The sequence below is a fragment of the Rhodococcus sp. YH3-3 genome, from assembly GCF_001653035.1.
Taxonomy (GTDB): domain Bacteria; phylum Actinomycetota; class Actinomycetes; order Mycobacteriales; family Mycobacteriaceae; genus Rhodococcus_F; species Rhodococcus_F qingshengii.
In genome coordinates this window covers 1-16,785 of the sequence record NZ_BCWH01000005.1, presented here as the reverse complement: position 1 = coordinate 16,785, position 16,785 = coordinate 1, and the positions used below count along the sequence as shown (strand labels likewise).

Annotated in this window: 15 protein-coding genes and 3 pseudogenes; 9 read left to right on the top strand and 9 right to left on the bottom strand. The window is 62.2% G+C overall.

The window, feature by feature from the left end:
- Positions 1 to 128: 128 nt before the first annotated feature.
- Positions 129 to 2,078, bottom strand: a complete 1,950-nt coding sequence (locus YH3_RS32390) for a bifunctional copper resistance protein CopD/cytochrome c oxidase assembly protein (RefSeq protein WP_051721010.1) — start codon at positions 2,076 to 2,078, stop codon at positions 129 to 131.
- Between the two features lie 179 nt (positions 2,079 to 2,257).
- Here YH3_RS32390 and YH3_RS32385 point away from each other — a divergent pair, with 179 nt between their 5' ends.
- The 9 genes from YH3_RS32385 to YH3_RS32350 all read left to right on the top strand — a co-directional run bounded on the left by YH3_RS32385 (position 2,258) and on the right by YH3_RS32350 (position 10,706).
- Entirely contained in the window at positions 2,258 to 3,178 is a 921-nt protein-coding gene (locus YH3_RS32385; protein ID WP_030538018.1) for a cation diffusion facilitator family transporter, read from the top strand.
- A gap of 50 nt (positions 3,179 to 3,228) precedes the next feature.
- A complete protein-coding gene (lspA, locus tag YH3_RS32380) occupies positions 3,229 to 3,711 on the top strand; it encodes a signal peptidase II (RefSeq protein WP_051721011.1) in 483 nt (160 codons plus the stop codon).
- Between the two features lie 245 nt (positions 3,712 to 3,956).
- Complete coding sequence (locus tag YH3_RS32375; RefSeq protein ID WP_011133438.1) at positions 3,957 to 5,018, top strand: multicopper oxidase domain-containing protein; 1,062 nt, start codon at positions 3,957 to 3,959, stop codon at positions 5,016 to 5,018.
- Positions 5,015 to 6,280: a ZIP family metal transporter gene (locus YH3_RS32370; RefSeq protein WP_011133437.1), complete on the top strand. Its 1,266-nt coding sequence runs from the start codon at positions 5,015 to 5,017 to the stop codon at positions 6,278 to 6,280. The genes YH3_RS32375 and YH3_RS32370 overlap by 4 nt, the downstream gene beginning before the upstream one ends.
- Entirely contained in the window at positions 6,277 to 6,696 is a 420-nt protein-coding gene (locus YH3_RS35285) for a ubiquinol-cytochrome c reductase iron-sulfur subunit (RefSeq protein ID WP_011133436.1), read from the top strand. The genes YH3_RS32370 and YH3_RS35285 overlap by 4 nt, the downstream gene beginning before the upstream one ends.
- 89 nt (positions 6,697 to 6,785) lie before the next feature.
- Entirely contained in the window at positions 6,786 to 7,505 is a 720-nt protein-coding gene (locus tag YH3_RS32365) for a TIGR02206 family membrane protein (RefSeq protein ID WP_037127360.1), read from the top strand.
- Positions 7,506 to 7,816: 311 nt separating this feature from the next.
- The gene (locus YH3_RS32360) at positions 7,817 to 8,146 is read left to right on the top strand and encodes a helix-turn-helix transcriptional regulator (protein WP_030538015.1); all 330 of its coding nucleotides are present in this window, start codon (positions 7,817 to 7,819) and stop codon (positions 8,144 to 8,146) included.
- Positions 8,147 to 8,173: 27 nt separating this feature from the next.
- The gene (locus tag YH3_RS32355) at positions 8,174 to 8,566 is read left to right on the top strand and encodes a DUF3703 domain-containing protein (protein WP_011133433.1); all 393 of its coding nucleotides are present in this window, start codon (positions 8,174 to 8,176) and stop codon (positions 8,564 to 8,566) included.
- Positions 8,559 to 10,706, top strand: a complete 2,148-nt coding sequence (locus YH3_RS32350) for a cation-translocating P-type ATPase (protein WP_011133432.1) — start codon at positions 8,559 to 8,561, stop codon at positions 10,704 to 10,706. The genes YH3_RS32355 and YH3_RS32350 overlap by 8 nt, the downstream gene beginning before the upstream one ends.
- Positions 10,707 to 11,139: 433 nt before the next feature.
- On the opposite strand, the gene YH3_RS32345 is transcribed toward YH3_RS32350, so the two are convergent.
- From YH3_RS32345 to YH3_RS37455, 8 genes and pseudogenes are all read right to left on the bottom strand, one after another.
- On the bottom strand, positions 11,140 to 11,937 hold the full coding sequence (locus YH3_RS32345) for a hypothetical protein (RefSeq protein WP_064444861.1): 798 nt from the start codon (positions 11,935 to 11,937) through the stop codon (positions 11,140 to 11,142).
- Positions 11,937 to 13,907, bottom strand: coding sequence for a hypothetical protein (locus YH3_RS32340; RefSeq protein WP_238592763.1), 1,971 nt, complete (start codon positions 13,905 to 13,907; stop codon positions 11,937 to 11,939). The genes YH3_RS32345 and YH3_RS32340 overlap by 1 nt, the downstream gene beginning before the upstream one ends.
- 28 nt (positions 13,908 to 13,935) lie before the next feature.
- On the bottom strand, positions 13,936 to 14,238 hold the full coding sequence (locus YH3_RS32335) for a type II toxin-antitoxin system PemK/MazF family toxin (RefSeq protein WP_011133429.1): 303 nt from the start codon (positions 14,236 to 14,238) through the stop codon (positions 13,936 to 13,938).
- Positions 14,239 to 14,454: a hypothetical protein gene (locus YH3_RS32330; RefSeq protein ID WP_064444958.1), complete on the bottom strand. Its 216-nt coding sequence runs from the start codon at positions 14,452 to 14,454 to the stop codon at positions 14,239 to 14,241.
- A 139-nt stretch (positions 14,455 to 14,593) separates the two neighbouring features.
- Positions 14,594 to 14,833, bottom strand: coding sequence for a hypothetical protein (locus tag YH3_RS32325; protein ID WP_238592762.1), 240 nt, complete (start codon positions 14,831 to 14,833; stop codon positions 14,594 to 14,596).
- A 147-nt stretch (positions 14,834 to 14,980) separates the two neighbouring features.
- Positions 14,981 to 15,718: pseudogene (locus YH3_RS32320) on the bottom strand (helicase); the annotation flags it as partial.
- Positions 15,718 to 16,512: pseudogene (locus YH3_RS32315) on the bottom strand (AAA family ATPase); the annotation flags it as partial. The pseudogenes YH3_RS32315 and YH3_RS32320, both read right to left, overlap by 1 nt.
- Positions 16,513 to 16,642: 130 nt before the next feature.
- Positions 16,643 to 16,785 (bottom strand): annotated as a pseudogene (locus tag YH3_RS37455) (helicase); the annotation flags it as partial.

Sequence of the window (16,785 nt, the reverse complement as noted above, 5' to 3'; positions counted from 1 at the left end):
GCATTCCTTGCGTCGCGGAAGGTCACAGAATGGTGACGGTCCCAGTCAGCGTACTACTATTTCGCATAGTTTTTCATCGGGCGTTGACAAGAGATCACACTCTCGATGAAAAGCCTCACTGCGAGTACTCACTTTTCCCTCCTGACTTGCTGAGAGTCGGTCTCTCGACCCGCACAGCGCCTGATGACAAGGATCCCTGTAGCAATTGCCAGGGGAATTACTCCGACAGCGAGTATCAGTCCGGCACCGAGGCGCTGATCTCGTGCGAGGTCCTCTAGCCAACCTCGCTGCAACGATGTGAAGTACCAATCGGCAATCACCGCGTCAGTGGCAATCAAGGCTGCTGCGAGGCACGCATAGGCGAAGAACGCCGCCAGAAGAAGGACCGTTCTGATTGCGGGGCTTGCTCGTCTCGGCAAGGGATCGACGCCGACCATGACCCAGAAGAACATGAAACCGCAGATCAGCAGGGTGCCATTGATCACCAGATGGGGGACGTGCGAGCCGGCGACAGCGCTGTACATCCCCCCCAGGTAAAGGAGAGGCAGGGCTCCGGCGAAAATCACAGCAATCACATAGGGCTGGGACACGAATCGGAACCAGGAGCCTCTGTACACGCTTTGCGCCCATTCCCTCAGCCCGGGCGCATCTCCGGACGATCGTCGAACGGAGAGCCTAAACAGCGTGAACGGGGCGCCCAGGACCAGACAGAGTGGAGCAAGGACCGCCACGGCGGACGTTGCGGCCATATGCACACTCATCACTGCGGGTGCATATCTACCCACTCCCGACGATGTTGCGACAAGCAACACGAGGCACCCCAGAGCCCAGCTGACCGATCGGCACGTCGACCACTGCACGCCCTGCTGCCGGAGGCGAAAAACGCCGACGAAGTAGCACGCAGCCAACACCACGGCGAGAGTTCCGAAAATGAGATCGAATCGCCAGTCGACGAGCAAGCGGCCCGCAGTCGGTACGCCATCGAGCGCATACCCGAGTACCTCCTCGACTCTGCTCGGATCCTGTCGTTCCATGGGCGCCGGGGGCGGCGTGCGGCCCAGCGCGACGGCGATACCGACGGTTACTGCGAGAACGACCGACTCCACCACTGCCAGACGAATGAAGGTGCGACCGTCGCCGGGGTCCTTCGTCAGTTCGGCGATCGCGACTTTCCGTTGGCGCCAACCCGCCAGTCCCGTGAGGACCAAGGCGGCGACTTTGGCAAGAATCAAGACACCGTAGGTGCTACTCCACACCTCGGTGAGCGGCACCCGCACGGCAGCGTTGACCACACCGCTGATCGCTATGACGACGAACGCCATGAGTGCCACGGCCGAGAAGCGGCGCGCGGCGAAGTCGAGATAGCTCCCCTTTCTGCGGGCATGCAGCACGAGAGCCGCTATTCCTCCCATCCAGATCGACGCCGCAAGGATATGCAGAACCAAACTGTTCGTGGCGATGTCGTGGGATCCTCCCGAGGAGGAGTGACCCGACAGTGCCCTGGGGAGCAGGCTGAACAAAGCGAATGCGAGGAGTAACGGTGTCCACGAATATCGCAGGGTCAGACGACACGCAATCGCGAGCACGAGTGCGAGTCCTGCGGTCCATGCCCATGCAGTGGTGACATCGATGTCCGCAATCGCGCGAGCGAACAGCCCTGGATCGGCGAACACGACGGAGAGAGGTTGGCCTGAACTGTCCGAGAGGGTGAGTGGAACGAGAAGCGCCGCGCATACCGCCCAGATAGCGGCGGCGACGCTTGCGGTTCGTAGCGCCAGATATCCGTCGACATCGAGTACACCTGAAGCTTGAGGCGGAACGAGAACGGCAGCCAAAAGCAGACTGCCTACGGTAATCACGGCGGCAACCTCGCCGAACGCCATCACTGCGGGGAGTCCGTAAGTGGTCAGGGGACCTGGATCAGGAAGTCCGAGCAATCGCAGCGCTTCGGATGTTGACGCCCTAGCCAACACCGCTGCAGTGATCGCGGCTACGACACCCCATCCCAACACTTTCCGCGTGGGTCGTCCGATGACAAGAATATCGGCGCGAGTGTCATCCGGTTCGGTTTCGATCATTGCGGGTGGGGCCTCTCGGGGTGTGGATCTCGCCCGCGCGATCGGCGCTCCGGACCAAAATACTATGACCGATAGTTGCAAGGGGGTTTCAGTCGGGGTTTACTGAAGCCCTCCAATCATCAGATATGCGCATATGACAATGCGACCATGTGGTCGACGACAGAGAAGGGCAAATCGAGATGGGTCACGGTCATGGGCACGGTGTTGCAGAACAGGCTGCGAGTGCATCCGGTAAACATGTCAGCAAACTGTGGATAGCCGTCGGACTCGGCCTGGTCACGTTCGTCACGCAAGTCATCGTGGGCTTGTCCACGTCATCGCTCGCCCTGCTCTCCGACTCCGCACACGTCTTCACCGATGTGTTCGGCATCCTCATGGCTTTGACAGCCATCTTGCTTGCTCAAAGGGCACGATCGCGCCCTGATCGCACGTTCGGTATGTATCGGGCAGAAGTGTTCGCAGCCTTGTTCAACGCTCTACTCCTGTTCGGTGTCGCCGGATGGGTTCTCTACGAAGCAGCCGGTCGACTTTCCGATCCACCTGAGGTTCCGGGGCTCCCTGTGAGCATTGTCGCTGTCGTCGGCCTCGTAATGAACATCGCGGCATTTTTGCTGCTTCGCAGCGGAGCAAAGGAAAGCATCAATGTTCGCGGCGCGTATCTCGAAGTCATGGCGGACATGCTCGGATCCGTCGGAGTCCTGATCAGCGGACTGGTCACACTGATCTTCGGCTGGCGATACGCAGACCCGGTAATCGGCGTTGCGATCGGCTTGTTCGTCCTACCGCGTGCATACAATCTCGGGCGCCATGCTCTGCGAATCCTGCTCCAGCATGCCCCCGCGGGCGTGAGCATCACCGAGGTGACGCAAGCCTTGCAGGGGATCGCCGGAGTCAAGGACGCCCACGACCTTCACATCTGGACGCTGACATCGGGCATGGAGGTTGCGTCGGCTCATCTGACGATCGATGACGAGTCCGATCCGACCAAGGTTCTTGCTGTGGCCCAGGATCTGTTGGCCAAGCAGTTCGATCTCGTGCACGCGACCCTGCAAGTGGAACCTGCTGCGGGCGACGGGCGTTGCCAGGAGCTTCCGTGGTGAGCGCCAGCGAGGCACTTGCCCCGGAACACGAACAACAAACCACATATCGCATGAGACGAGCACTCTTCGTAACAACAGCGCTTATTTCGGCAGGCATAGCTCTGGCGGTTGAACCCGTTGCACGGAAGCACCTTTCCGGGTCCAACGAGATAGATCTGGGCGTCGTCAGATTGAGACTGGCATACAACAGTGGTGTCGCCTTCAGCCTGGGTAATCAGCTGCCAAGTGCCGTCATCATCGCCTTTACCGCTCTCGCCACCATTGGAATCGCCGTATACGCCTGGCGGAGTGTCCCGCAAAGTCGTGGGGTGGCCGTGATCGGTTTCGCTCTGATTGTCGCCGGAGCTGCCTCCAATGTGGTCGACCGAGCCCTCGACGGGAAGGTCACCGACTACTTCCACACCGGCTGGTGGCCCACCTTCAATCTTGCCGATACCTACCTCACCTGTGGATTCATCCTGGTCGTCGTGTCGCTGCTGGTCGAATCCTCGTGCGGGTCCGAACCCGAGATTCAGCGCCCGCAATCCGTGTGACCTGACTCGCGCGAGGAGGGAGCCGGAGCGCTGTCGGCGGGGCAGCAGCCCATCTCTTCGAACTTCTGCGGTTCGAGGTGGCGAAACCACGACGCCCCCACTCGTCGAAAATTCGCGAGGTCCGCCTGGCTTCGGTCAAATCAGTTCGGATAGTTTGGGGACTATGAAAATAAAGTTTGGCATGACAAACTTTGAGGTGTGACTCTCTTGACTGTTAAGAATGTCGATGCTTCGGTCGGGTGGCCATGAGCGCACCCTCGCGGCGCCAATTGTTGATCGGCGGGGCGCTCGCCGGATCAGCCGGACTCATGATGAACGCAGGAAGAGTGGCGGGCGCATCGCCTACCGAGCATCCCGGAGACACCAACCCGGGTGCCGCCGCACCTGACGGAGACGGCGGAGTCCGTCACGGCGGCACGAGCGGTGCGACCTTTCGGGCCGGTCGGCAGGTGAACCACCTCGCCAACGGATTTCATCCCACCGCAATGCTGCGTGACTTCGACTACGGGACGACTTCCGTATCGTCTGACGGCCGAACGTTACGCGAGTGGGAGATCTTTGCAGCGGACGAGGAGATCGAGGTAGCACCGGGAGTCTATTATCCCGCGTGGACCTTCAACTCCCGCATTCCGGGTCCCGCATTGAGGTGCAGTGAGGGAGACCGGCTCCGAGTGAAGTTCGTCAACGGTTCCGCGCACCCCCACACGATGCACTTTCACGGAATCCATCCCGCTGAAATGGACGGAATTCCCGGGGTGGGCCGGGGCATCATCGAGCCAGGAGAGTCATTCACTTACGAATTCGATGCCACCCCTTTCGGATTGCATCTTTATCACTGCCACGTCAGTCCGCTCGCCGAGCACATTGCCCGCGGAATGTACGGCACATTCATCGTCGATCCCGCTCAGGGCCGTCCAGCGGCCGACGAAATGGTGATGGTGATGCACGGTTACAACACCACCTTCGACGGACAAGGAAATCAGCTCTACGCCGTCAACGGCATCCCTTTTCACTACATGCACGAACCTGTACAGGTGAAACGAGGCGAGTTGGTTCGCATCTATCTGGTCAACATCCTCGAATACGACCCGATCAACAGCTTCCACATCCACGGAAACTTCTTCGACTACTACCCGACCGGGACACGGCTCGAACCCAGCGAATTCACCGACACGATCGTCCAGGCCCAGGGCCAACGTGGAATATGCGAACTGCGCTTTCCCCACCCGGGCAAGTACATGTTCCACGCCCACAAGACTGAATTCGCCGATCTGGGCTGGATGGGGTTCTTCGAGGTGACCGAATGAGTGACGCCCCGAATTCAACCCCTCCGACGAGCACTCATGAGAATTCCCTTGGCGCTGCGGGTTCCGCGCAGACAGAGTCCGATCACGGCGACACATCTCGCGCTGGCCTTTGGTTCCGAGGCGCTGCAGTGCTCGCGATCATCGTCGTCGCCTTGACTGCGCTGGCAATGCTCGCCGGACAAAGCCTTCCCGAACGTACCGGCCCACCGATCGAGAACATCTCCGTCGAACGGACGGCCCTCGAACCAGGCCGAATCACGTTGACGCTACGCAACACCGGCCCCGACGCGGTGACCGTCGCGCAAGTTGCCGTGAACGACACATTCGTCGACTTGGTAGGAGCTGCAGATCCCATCGGCAGACTCGAGTCCCAGACGGTCACCCTCGACTACCCGTGGATCACCGGCCAGCCGTACCTCGTATCGATGCTCACCTCCACAGGATTGGTCATCGAACACGAAATTCCCGCTGCTGTAGCAACTCCCGCCCCCGGAGTGGCATTCTTCGGCCTGATGGCCCTCCTGGGCACATACGTCGGAATCATCCCGGTCCTGCTCGGGATGCTCTTGCTGCCGGTGATGCGGCGCGCCGGCACCAGGGCAGTCAGATTCGTACTGGCCGTCACGGTCGGCCTACTCGCCTTCTTGATCTTCGACGGCACGAGTGAAGGGTTCAAACTGGCAGCAGCCTCGAGCGGAGCCTTCGGCGGCGGCACTCTCGTCGTCCTCGGCGCGGTGATCGCCTTCCTGACGCTCACGTGCATCGACCGCTATCTGAGAGGAAAACGGCGCCGAGCCGGCACGACAGGCGCATCCGAACTCAGCCTGGCACTGATGATTTCCATCGGCATCGGATTGCACAACCTCGGAGAAGGCCTCGCGATCGGATCCGCGTATGCGGTAGGTGAACTTGCACTCGGCGCATTCCTCGTCATCGGATTCACCCTGCACAACACAACAGAGGGGCTCGCGATCATCGCCCCATTGGCTCGGCGACGCACCCCCCTACTGACCTTGTTGGGATTGGGGTTGATCGCGGGTGCGCCGGCAATCCTCGGTGCTGTTATCGGAGCGGGCGTCGACAACCGTGAAGTATCTGCGTTGCTGCTCGGAGTCGGTGTCGGGGCAATCATTCAAGTCATCATCCAAATCGCACCATCCCTGCGCACACAAGGCCGCTCAGACCTGGACCCTCTGGTCCTCGTCGGCGTCGGCGTCGGAATACTCCTGATGTTTCTCACTGGTTTGGTGGTCCCCGCATGAGCACGATCGATCCATCCGACATCAAGGTCGGGCGCCGAACGGTCCTCCTAACAGCCTGCGCAACAACTTGTCTCGCCGTCGCCGGATGTAGCACCCAGAACAACAGCAATGCACCCGGCGTAACCCTGGGCAGTGCCGAGGTTCCGATATCAGCGGTTCCTGTCGGCGGCGGAGTCATTCTGGCGGACGAGCAAGTCGTGATCACCCAGCCGCAGGAAGGCGTGTTCCAAGCCTTCTCTGCGGTATGTACCCACCAGGGATGCGTAGTCTCCGAGGTCAGCGATGGAACGATCAACTGCCCATGTCATGGCAGCCGATACTCCATCGTCGATGGCTCGGTCGTGCAACGACCGGCTCAGAAGTCCCTACACAGTTACCCCCTTTCTCTCACTGGGGACACGATCATCGTCAACTAAGCCGGAGAACGGCACTTCCGAACTGGAACAGCTATCTGCGAAGGTTGTCATGGAGCAGTGCGTTCGGCGGCGCCGAGGAAGTGAGAGATGTGTATTCTGCGCAACCCGAGTTTTCGGCGTACGGCCTATCGCATTGGGCCGTCATCGCTCTGTTTGTCGTGGGTTCGGTGTTTCTGATCTTTGCGGGACGTAGACAGACCGAGGTGCAAGCTCGCCACCTCAGCCGCGTCCTCGGCGGAATACTGGCGGTGATATACGGCTCGGCGGTGCTCTACTCGCTGTCCTCGCCCACGCTAGGAGGATCCGTACCCCTACAACTCACCGATCTCGCGACAGTTTCCGCGATCTACGCATTGTGGTCGCACCGACATTGGCCGTTCGCCCTCACCTACTACTGGGGGCTTGTATTGAGTACGCAGGCGTTGATTTCACCGGCTCTGGCCGGGCCAGACTTCCCCGGTTACGAGTTTCTTGTCTTCTGGGCGATTCACCTGTTTGTCGTCTGGGCCGCGATCTATCTCACGTGGGGCCGGAGAATGCGACCTACATGGCGCAGCTACCGCCTCGCGGTACTGGTCACGCTCACATGGGCGATAGTCACTTTCATCTTCAATCGCGTCGCCGATACCAATTACGGCTTTCTCAACGCCAAACCTTCCACCGCATCGCTGCTGGATCTGATGGGTCCGTGGCCGGTGTATCTGTTTTCTGGGATGACGATCGTATTCGTCATCTGGGCTCTGATGACGTGGCCGTGGGAGAGAGACGGGAGTCTCGACAAGGATGCCGCAGATCAACCTATGGGCTAGCCGCCCTCGCTCGACCTTCGCGCCCCTGGCACTGGACTGCTTCACAACAACAATCTGCACAGAGTCCCGCCCAACAGAACTGCCGGGCAGCCCAGTGGCAGGCCAACGAGAGCGGCAGATGTGATTGCTCAACCGGTATGTGGATCCGGTGGGCGGCGCACGCTCCGATCGGCGACTCGGAGTTTCACCCACGCGAGTTCGTCGGCACGTGCTTGATCCAATCGTCGACACCTATAACGAGAGGCGTCTGTCGACATACCGCAGACTATTCATTATTTCCTGTATTCATAATATTCTGTATTATGGTTGATATGGATACCTTGCTGCATCGGGACGCCCTGTCAAGATTCGGATACGCCCTCTCGGACTCGACGAGAACCCAGGTACTGCTCAGCCTGCGGGAGACCCCGGGGTATCCGTCGGACCTCGCCGACCAGATCGGGGTATCGCGTCAGATTCTCTCGAATCACCTCGCTTGCCTGCGCGGGTGCGGACTCGTCGTCGCCGTCCCCGAGGGCCGCCGAACGCGCTACGAGCTGGCCGATCCACGGATCGGGGACACCCTCGGACAATTGATGGACCTCGTCCTCGCCGTCGACCCCACTCTGTGCCCGAAATCGGATGCCGAAGGCTGCTGCTGACCGTGTCACGAATAGGGAGGAACCGCCATGTCTACGCCGACCACCGCAGTTCGCGCACTGTACGAGCGTGAAATGTCTTCCGCGCACACCGCGTCCGACGACACGGTCCGGTGGAGTCACCTCGAACGCCCCCATATCCTCTCGCAGCCACATCCGTGGCTGCATACCCGCAACCACCTCTCGATGCTCAACCTGGCGCTGCGGCAACATGATCGACGCGAAGCACTCGGTCAAGTCCTCCGCATTGTGGTCGCCGCGCCCGGATCGCTGAGTGGGCGGTATCCGGTAAGCAACACCGGACGCACTGCTGTCGGGCTGATGACACCGATGCCGATCCCGGCTGACATACAGAAACTGCTAGCGCGCAGCAACACCGAAGACTCCGACGCTGCAACCGAACCGGAGAGCACTCATGGCTGACGCATGCTGCGGCCCAGACCCCAGCGCGCAAGACGCCACCGAGGTGCACGAGAGTGAGCAACGACTCTGGCATGTCCGCGACCTGCAGATAGCCGCAGCAGCAGCGCTTCTACTGGCGATCTCCTGGCTGATCGGACGCACCGCCGCCGGCACCGCCGTAGCTCTCGTCGCCGCGATCATCGCGGCATCGACCTTCGTACCGAATACCGCGGTGAACCTGCGCCACGGCCGCATCGGCGTCGGAACCCTGATGACGATCGCCGCGATCGGCGCGATCGCGCTCGGCCAGATCAACGAAGCCGCGATGCTCGGGATCTTGTTCTCCGTCGCTGAAGGCCTCGAACACTATGCCGTGACCAAAACCCGGCGCGGCCTGCGAGCGCTCCTCGCGTTGGTGCCGCCGACCGTCTCCGTCCTGCGCGGCGGCCGCGAAGTCACGATCGAACCGGACGAGTTGACCGTCGGTGACCGCATGCTCGTGCGCCCCGGTGAACGCGCCGCCACCGACGGCACCATCGCCGCCGGCACCACCAGCCTGGACCTGTCCGCGATCACCGGCGAATCGGTGCCCGTCGAAGCCGGACCGGGCGATCAACTCCATGCGGGGGCGATCAACGGCGGCGGAGCCATCGAAGTCGACGTCACCGCCCGCGCCTCCGACAGCTCATTGGCTCGGATTGTGCACATCGTCGAAGAAGCCCAGGATCGTAAGGGGTCCGGCCAACGCCTTGCCGATCGCATCGCCCGCCCCCTGGTACCGGCAATCATGGTCCTCGCCGCACTGGTCGCGGGAATGGGCACGCTCCTCGGCGATCCGATGCTGTGGATCGAACGAGCACTGGTGGTGCTCGTTGCCGCATCACCCTGCGCACTCGCAATCTCAGTACCCCTGTCAGTGGTGGCGGCGATCGGTGCCGCAAGCCGAAACGGCGCCCTCGTCAAAGGAGGAGCTGCACTCGAAGAACTCGGCCGCATCACGGTGGTCGCCCTCGACAAGACCGGTACCCTCACCGCCGGAGCACCCGAAGTAATCGACGTCGTCACCACGCCCGGAACCACACGCGAACAAGCACTCTCGGCCGCAGCAGCACTCGAATCTCGCAGCGAACACCCACTCGCCCGAGCAATCCTCGACGCCGCCGAGACCGTCGATCCGGCCGACGACGTCACTGCCGTCGCCGGACACGGACTGCACGGCACACATCGCGGCGTAGTACTGCGGCTGGGAAAACCGGGCTGGGTCGAACCCGGTGCCCTTGCAGCCGATGTCGACCGACTCCAACGCGAGGGCGCCACCGTCGTCCTCATCGAACGTGGAGGCGTGGTGGTCGCGGCGATCGCCGTCCGCGACCAATTACGACCAGAAGCACCCGAAGCGATCCGCCAACTGACCGCACTCGGCATCGAAACAGCCATGCTCACCGGTGACAATCACCGCACCGCACAGGCCCTGGCCGGGCAAGTCGGAATCGGCATCGTCCACGCTGAACTGCTCCCCGAAGACAAAGCCCGACTGCTCCCAGACATCGCGCGAGGCCGTCACATTGCGATGGTCGGCGACGGAGTCAACGATGCCCCCGCGCTGGCCACCGCGAACATCGGTATCGCCATGGGTGCGATGGGCACCGACGTCGCCATCGAAACCGCCGACATCGCACTGATGGGTGAGGACCTGCGGCATCTACCGCAGGTTCTCACTCACGCCCGCCACGCCAGGGCGGTGATGTTGCAGAATATCGGGCTCTCCCTGGCCATCATTGGGGTCCTCATCCCGCTCGCCGCCACCGGTGTCCTCGGACTCGCCACCGTGGTGTTCGTCCACGAATTCGCCGAAGTCCTCGTCATCGCGAACGCGATTCGCGCGGCACGCACCACGCCGCTGCCTGGCCAACCCGAGATTCCGCGCACAACGGGCCAGTTGAACGTAAGCATTGCGCCGCCACGTCACGATCTCGGTGACGCTTGCTGCACACCTGCACCTGCACCACTGACACTGAACAAGCGCGAAGGCACACCGCCCACCATGTTGACGCTGACTACACCGCACCCCACGAAAGCCGACGGCGAATCCGACGGCGGTTGCTCTTGCTGTGAAACCGCTGATCCGGAGCCGATAGAGACTCACCAACGCGGAACGTGACATCCGGCCACGAGGAACCGCCTAGACCGGCGGGAATCGTGACTCATCAACCCGCTCGCCATCCCTCGGCACTCGCACTAAGCGCTGCTTCGAGTCACTGATCACATATGACGGATCGGTTGCCGAAAATGCTTCGATTGACGGTTCAGAAGATCAGGAATGCGCTGCTGTCCGGCGTTCGAGAAGGACTGTATCGCGCCCTATTCCGTCGAATTAGGCGATTTTCTCCCGGATCCCGATGGTCCGAAATCCCGTCGCATTGCCCGCCACCAACTTCCAAGCACTTACGTTGCGTGCTTGTCGAACACCGAGTACGTGCTGGCAAGAGCGTGACGAGGCTCTCGCGTTCACGTGAATCTACCTCGTACGCAGCCGCCTATCCAGACCAATTGGGCTGCCATCGGATCGGCGAGGTGCGATCGCAATGACCTATCTAGGTCCAGTCGATGTGGACGGATTCGATGGAATCGAAGTGAAATCCGAAAGTGTCGCCGTACTGGTCGAATCCCTTGTTCTCGGGGTAGTCCATCGTGGCGTGACGTTCGAGGATCGCCACCACCCGGGCATGATCGTCGCCTGCCAAAGCCATGGCGAGTTCCCGTGTTTCGTCGAGACTGAAGGGGCTGTCGGAGTTCGCGAAGTCGAGGGTACGCACTCGATAGTCGTAACCCTCCTCGGAACCGTTGCGGACGGACACTCCCCCGCGGACTCGGATGGTGGCCTTTTTGGGTCGTCCGTCGGGGCGTAGGACGCCGGCGCGGTCCATGATGTCGCGAGCTTTGACGTTCTTGAGTTTCTTTTTCGCGTCAGCGCGCAGTTCGTTCGTTTCGCCGGTACGGTAGCGAGAGACCGCTGATCGTGAACGGCCGATTTTCTTTGCGACAGCATCAATTCCGCCGAGGCGTTCGATGGCGGCTCGCCGTTGTGCACGTTCGGTGACGTCGGGGTGCGGGATTCGTCCTTGCTGCGCCCAGCGGCGCAGTGTTCGGTCAGAGGGTGGCTTTCTTCCGGCGTCGACAGCTGCTTGCCGTAGGCCTTCTTTGCCGATTTCGGTACGGAGCTGGCGTACGGAGACTTTGCTGGTGAGTCCGGCCAATCCCCCACTTTTGACCGATTTCGATTTTTCGACACCACTGGTCGCTGCTGTCGAGACGGATACGTTGAGTCCGTCCAAGCCGACAGTCTTTTGTGCGGGTTTGGTTGATCGCGGTTTCGGAAGATGCAGGGCCACTATATGTTTCCTTCATCTTCGTCGGTGAACGCAGCTTTGAGTGCGAGGTTGATCTCGTGGGTGTCGCGGGCGTCGGTCAGCATGACGGTTATGTCCTCGGTGAGCGGGGCACGCTTTTCCAGAGTCATTTTCCCGAGTGCGTCACTGTCGTCTGCGATGTCTATGCCAGGGGGCAGGGGGTAGACCCAGGAGTCGGTGACCGTACGCAGCGGCCATCGGCCGGTTTCGCGTGCGATGCGCATCGCGACACGGCGACCTCGCCAGCGGCAGTGTGCGATGATCGCTGCTCGCCAGAGCGGTTGGTGGTGGTGTTGCATTTGTTTGGCAGTCCACATGTCAGGGTTGACCATTCGGCCGATGTAACCCTTGTAGCAGGCGCCGATGAACCGTTTCATTGCTGTGTCGCCTGTGTCGACGGCAACTTTGCGGGCTTCTCTCAAGAATTTCGCCCACTTGTCGAGGGCTCGACCCTGTTCGGGGTAGACCCACGCTTCTGCGATGTCGAGGTCGTCGAGTTCTGCGCCGATTCCGCCATCGGCGACAGAGGTTTGCAGTGCATCGAGGCTGACGGTGGTGATCCAGGTCTGCACAGGTTGGTCGGCGAGCATGTGTGGGTGAGGCAACGGTAGAGCGGGTGGGAGCGCCAGCATGTCACCCGGTGGGAGGGTTACACGCCAGAGTCCGAACGGGGTTTTCGATTGCCGCGCAGCGTCGAGCGCGTTCTCGCCGCGAAGATGTCGAGGTTTTCCGTAGCCGAATTCGAGCATGCCAGCGGACGCGAGGTACGCAGCTCGTTGGTCTATCGATACCAGTTGTGTTGCGTCGGAAAGTTCTTCGAGGTCCGGGATGCGGGTCCATCCGAGGGCAGGTTCGAGATCTCCGCGGGGTTCGCCGTCCAGCGGTGGGCCCGGTCCACCGACAGTGACGACGATTCCTTTGCCGCTGCGGGTGCGGTCGCGTTTGATCTTGTCGACGATGGCGGCGCCGGTGCGTGCGGGGGTGGGGCCGGGTAGCACGCCGAGGTGTTGTGCGCACCAGGCGAGTCGGCGTCCCAGTTCCTGGGCAGCGGGGAGGTCGTCGTCGGGGAGGTAGGTTCCGGCGGTGGGTGATCCGAGGATCCCCATGTCCCCCACGCGATTGCCCCATCCGAAGTCTTTGTTCCAGTAGGTCCACACGTAGGGTTCGATGAAAATGTCGACCATGGATGTGAAGTTCCCGGTGGTGCGGGAGAGGTGAACGACGTGGCCGGGTTCTCCGCGCAGTTCCCATCCTGCGGTCAGCATCGGGGTCAGCGTGGCGTGGAGGATCGCGGTGAGTTCTTCGGCAGCGCGGGTGCGGAGGATTTCCATGTCGTCGCCATCGTCTTCGCTGCCTGGGTCGATGATCCATCCGAGCATTTCGCAGGCTTCGATTCCGACTATCCAGATCTGTGCCGGTGCGCCCAGCGGGGTGAGCGTTGCCCATCTGATGAGTTTGTCGAGTTTTTCGATGGAATCGACTGGGCCGGTGAGTGTGTGGCCAGATGGTGTGTAGGTGCCAGCTGCTGTGACAATGACGGCGTGGCCGTCTGCTGCCTCGCTGGCGGGAGGAAGGGCGGCCGGTTCAGTTGCGCCCCGTTCGGACGCCTGGATGGATTCCGGTTCCGGTGCCACGTCAGCGGCGGTCCTGGCTTGGGGCACAACCGGTTCGGTGTCCGAGACCGATGACATGGGCGACGTCGAGCCGGCACCTTGACGATCGGCATCAGTGCTTTCGCCGGTTTCTGGTTCGGGTTCAGGCTCCGCGTCGGCGCGATCTGCCGCAGTCGGCGATGTGCCATCCGCGTCAGCATCGCATTCCGGCGCCGCGGCGTCGTCGAGATCGAAGAGTGCTGGTTCAGAATCCAGCTCAGGACCATCCTCCCGAACTTCGGGCACCGGAGGAGGATCGAGGTCGAACAGAGGGATCTGCTCCCACTTCTTCACCGCCATCGCTGCCCCCTCCTCGCTACCGATGTCCTCATGATTCGAGATCGAATGCTGATCGCAGAACCCTGCTCAACAACACTTCCTGAGCCGGCAAGAGAAAACCTCGATTCACCCCGAGTGCCGACACCGGGATCGTCGTCACCCCGTCGCAGTCGACAACCGATCCGTCCTCGACGCCGTTGCCTTCGCCTAAACTCAGTTCCGTCGACAACCCCCGCCCCTCCGAACGAATGGGAGCAACAGTGACCGTCCCCAGATGAGGCCGGACCAATTCCCTCGTCAGAACCAACACCGGACAAAGACCTCCAAGCTGGGCGTCGTGAATCGGCCGCACTCAGTTCTTCTTTCCGTGCGCGGCAGCGATATTCACATCGCTACCCGCGCCGTCAGACAAGAGCTCCACGTCCCGGACCGCCAGCTGCCGACGCTGCTCACGCTCCAACGCTCGAAGCACCACTTGGGCACGGCTTTTCGCGCGTCCACCGCTGACCTCGCTGTCGAGAAACGCCACGATGTCCTCGGGTAGCCGTACCGCGATCTGCGTGCTCATAACCATCATGATACCGAATCGGGATGCAAATCGGTACCGTTCCATTCCGTTCAGTTCGTTGTCACCACCGTCCCTGACACTCCCGGTGCCGGGTACTGCCGGCCGAACGTCCGTGGACTATCACGCCGTCAGTGCCCGATTACTCGGTGCCGTACAACTCGGCGGCGAAAATGCCCCTCCCCATTGCGTGTGGCATCACCGAATCGACGCCCAACGCGTCGGCAAGATGATGTGCATCGCCGAGGAAGTCCGCGAACACCGTGGGCAATTCTTCGGTGCCGGTACCGCAGCGGCGGGCATACGCGATCGTTGCGTCCGCTGCCCGCACAGCGCGGACGGAAGTTGTCGTGGATCTGCGACTCTTCGGTCCTGCTCGCACAAGGAACTCATCGCGCATACCCCCCGCCCGCCGTCGACGGCTGCGACTGCATCGAATGTGTCTATTCCTTTCCTTCCCAGACGCGTGCACGGTATTCGATCTTCGTTGTTTCGGACATTCGTTGTGTCCCTTTCTTTTTCGGTTGAACTACACAGCGGGGGTGCTGTGCAGCGCGGCCAACAGGCCGGTCTGGACCTCGAGCGCGGGCGACGGCGCACCGTGTGCGAGAACGCTCGCGGACGTGTCGTCGATGACGACGGACATGTGGGCGCGGTGACGCGAGAGCATCACGCAGGCGCGGCCCGGATCGAGGTTGAAGGGTTCGACGGTCCGGTATCCCGCCAATGGGTGCAGCACCACGACGGCGGGACGCTCGAGGCCTTGCAGCGAGTTGGCGGTGCCGACCAGTACGTCGGGGTGCTCGCTCAGTAGGGCACGGATCGCCGCAGCCTGGGTCACGTGCGGGACCACCACGGCCACGTCGGCGGCCGTCATTGACCGCTGGCCTGTGGTGGTGACCAGATCCGCTGCCAGTAGTTCCCGCACCCTCGCGGCGCATGCAGTCACCAAGGCAGGATCGGACGGGCCTGCGCAAGCTGTGATCGGGCGGTGCGCCAATTCGGGCCACACAGCTCCGCTCGAATCGGTGAGGTGTTCCGGGGGCCGCTTCGAGGTGAACGGCAGATCGGGGTAGAACAGTGGCGCGATCAGTGCTGTGGTGGCGGGGCCAAGTCTCCAGGTGTGCGCCAACCGCACCATCCCCACCGCATCGCCGTGTGCCGCCAACAGCGCGATCGGGGCGGGCAAATCGGGTGCGGTTTCGCTTCCCTCCCAACGAGTTACATCGCCCGTCACCACCGGGTCGATCTGCCCGGGATCACCGACACCACGGCCACGTCGGCGGCCGCCATTGGCCGCTGGCCTGTGGTGGTGACCAGATCCGCTGCCAGTAGCTCTCGCACCCGCGCAGCGCATGCGGTCACCAGGGCCGGATCGGACGGGCCTGCGCAGGCTGTGATCGGGCGATGCGCCAATTCCGGCCACACAGCGCCACTCGAATCGGTGAGGTGTTCCGGGGGCCGCTTGGAGGTGAACGGCAGATCGGGGTAGAACAGTGGCGCAATCAGCGCTGTGGTGTCGGGTCCGAGTCGCCAGGTGTGCGCCAACCGCACCATCCCCACCGCATCGCCGTGCGCAGCCAACAGCGCGATCGGGGCGGGTAGATCGGGGGCGGTTTCGCTTCCCTCCCAACGAGATACATCGCCGGTCACCACCGGGTCGATCTGTCCGGGATCGCCCACGCACACCACCTGTTTCGCCATGGCTCCCAGCGCTCCCAGATCGGCGTAGGTGCATTGCCACGACTCGTCCACGATCAACACGTCCGCACCGACTCGGTCCGGGTCCGAGAACAACCATCGCGCCGTCGTGCCGATCAGAATTGCACCGACGTCGCCCTGCCAGCGCACTTTCTGTCCCGAGACCACCGGCGTGCCGCCGCTATCCGGTGCCGGTGCCTTCGCCTTCCACATCAAGGCGGCGCGATCGGTGAGTGCTCCCAAACGGCGTGCAATCTCCACCGCCTGTTCGCGGGTCTGAGCCGCGATCCCCACCCGCAGATCCGCCCGGTGTGCCAACGCCGCAGCGAGCAGTGCAACCAAGCGGGTCTTGCCCGCACCGGAGTGCTCCCAAACGGCGTGCAATCTCCACCGCCTGTTCGCGGGTCTGCGCCGCGATCCCCACCCGCAGATCCGCCCGGTGCGCCAACGCCGCTGCGAGCAGTGCAACCAAGCGGGTCTTGCCCGCACCAGGAGGGGACGGCACCACCACCGCAGGATCACCCGACCACACCGAAAACAGCACACGCGCCGTGATCGGGTCGGCCATGATCTCCGACCCCGGCCACCCCGTCAGCGACGGGACGGGCGGGCGCGGCGACGGCGGGACCGGTC

Coding starts and splice junctions, on each gene's coding strand:
- YH3_RS32375 (WP_011133438.1), top strand. CDS start 3,957: ATGAGCGCACCCTCGCGGCGCCAATTGTTGATCGGCGGGGCGCTCGCC.
- YH3_RS32390 (WP_051721010.1), bottom strand. CDS start 2,078: ATGATCGAAACCGAACCGGATGACACTCGCGCCGATATTCTTGTCATC.
- YH3_RS32330 (WP_064444958.1), bottom strand. CDS start 14,454: ATGAGCACGCAGATCGCGGTACGGCTACCCGAGGACATCGTGGCGTTT.
- YH3_RS32340 (WP_238592763.1), bottom strand. CDS start 13,907: ATGGCGGTGAAGAAGTGGGAGCAGATCCCTCTGTTCGACCTCGATCCT.
- YH3_RS35285 (WP_011133436.1), top strand. CDS start 6,277: ATGAGCACGATCGATCCATCCGACATCAAGGTCGGGCGCCGAACGGTC.
- YH3_RS32350 (WP_011133432.1), top strand. CDS start 8,559: ATGGCTGACGCATGCTGCGGCCCAGACCCCAGCGCGCAAGACGCCACC.
- YH3_RS32385 (WP_030538018.1), top strand. CDS start 2,258: ATGGGTCACGGTCATGGGCACGGTGTTGCAGAACAGGCTGCGAGTGCA.
- YH3_RS32360 (WP_030538015.1), top strand. CDS start 7,817: ATGGATACCTTGCTGCATCGGGACGCCCTGTCAAGATTCGGATACGCC.
- YH3_RS32370 (WP_011133437.1), top strand. CDS start 5,015: ATGAGTGACGCCCCGAATTCAACCCCTCCGACGAGCACTCATGAGAAT.
- YH3_RS32355 (WP_011133433.1), top strand. CDS start 8,174: ATGTCTACGCCGACCACCGCAGTTCGCGCACTGTACGAGCGTGAAATG.
- lspA (WP_051721011.1), top strand. CDS start 3,229: ATGAGACGAGCACTCTTCGTAACAACAGCGCTTATTTCGGCAGGCATA.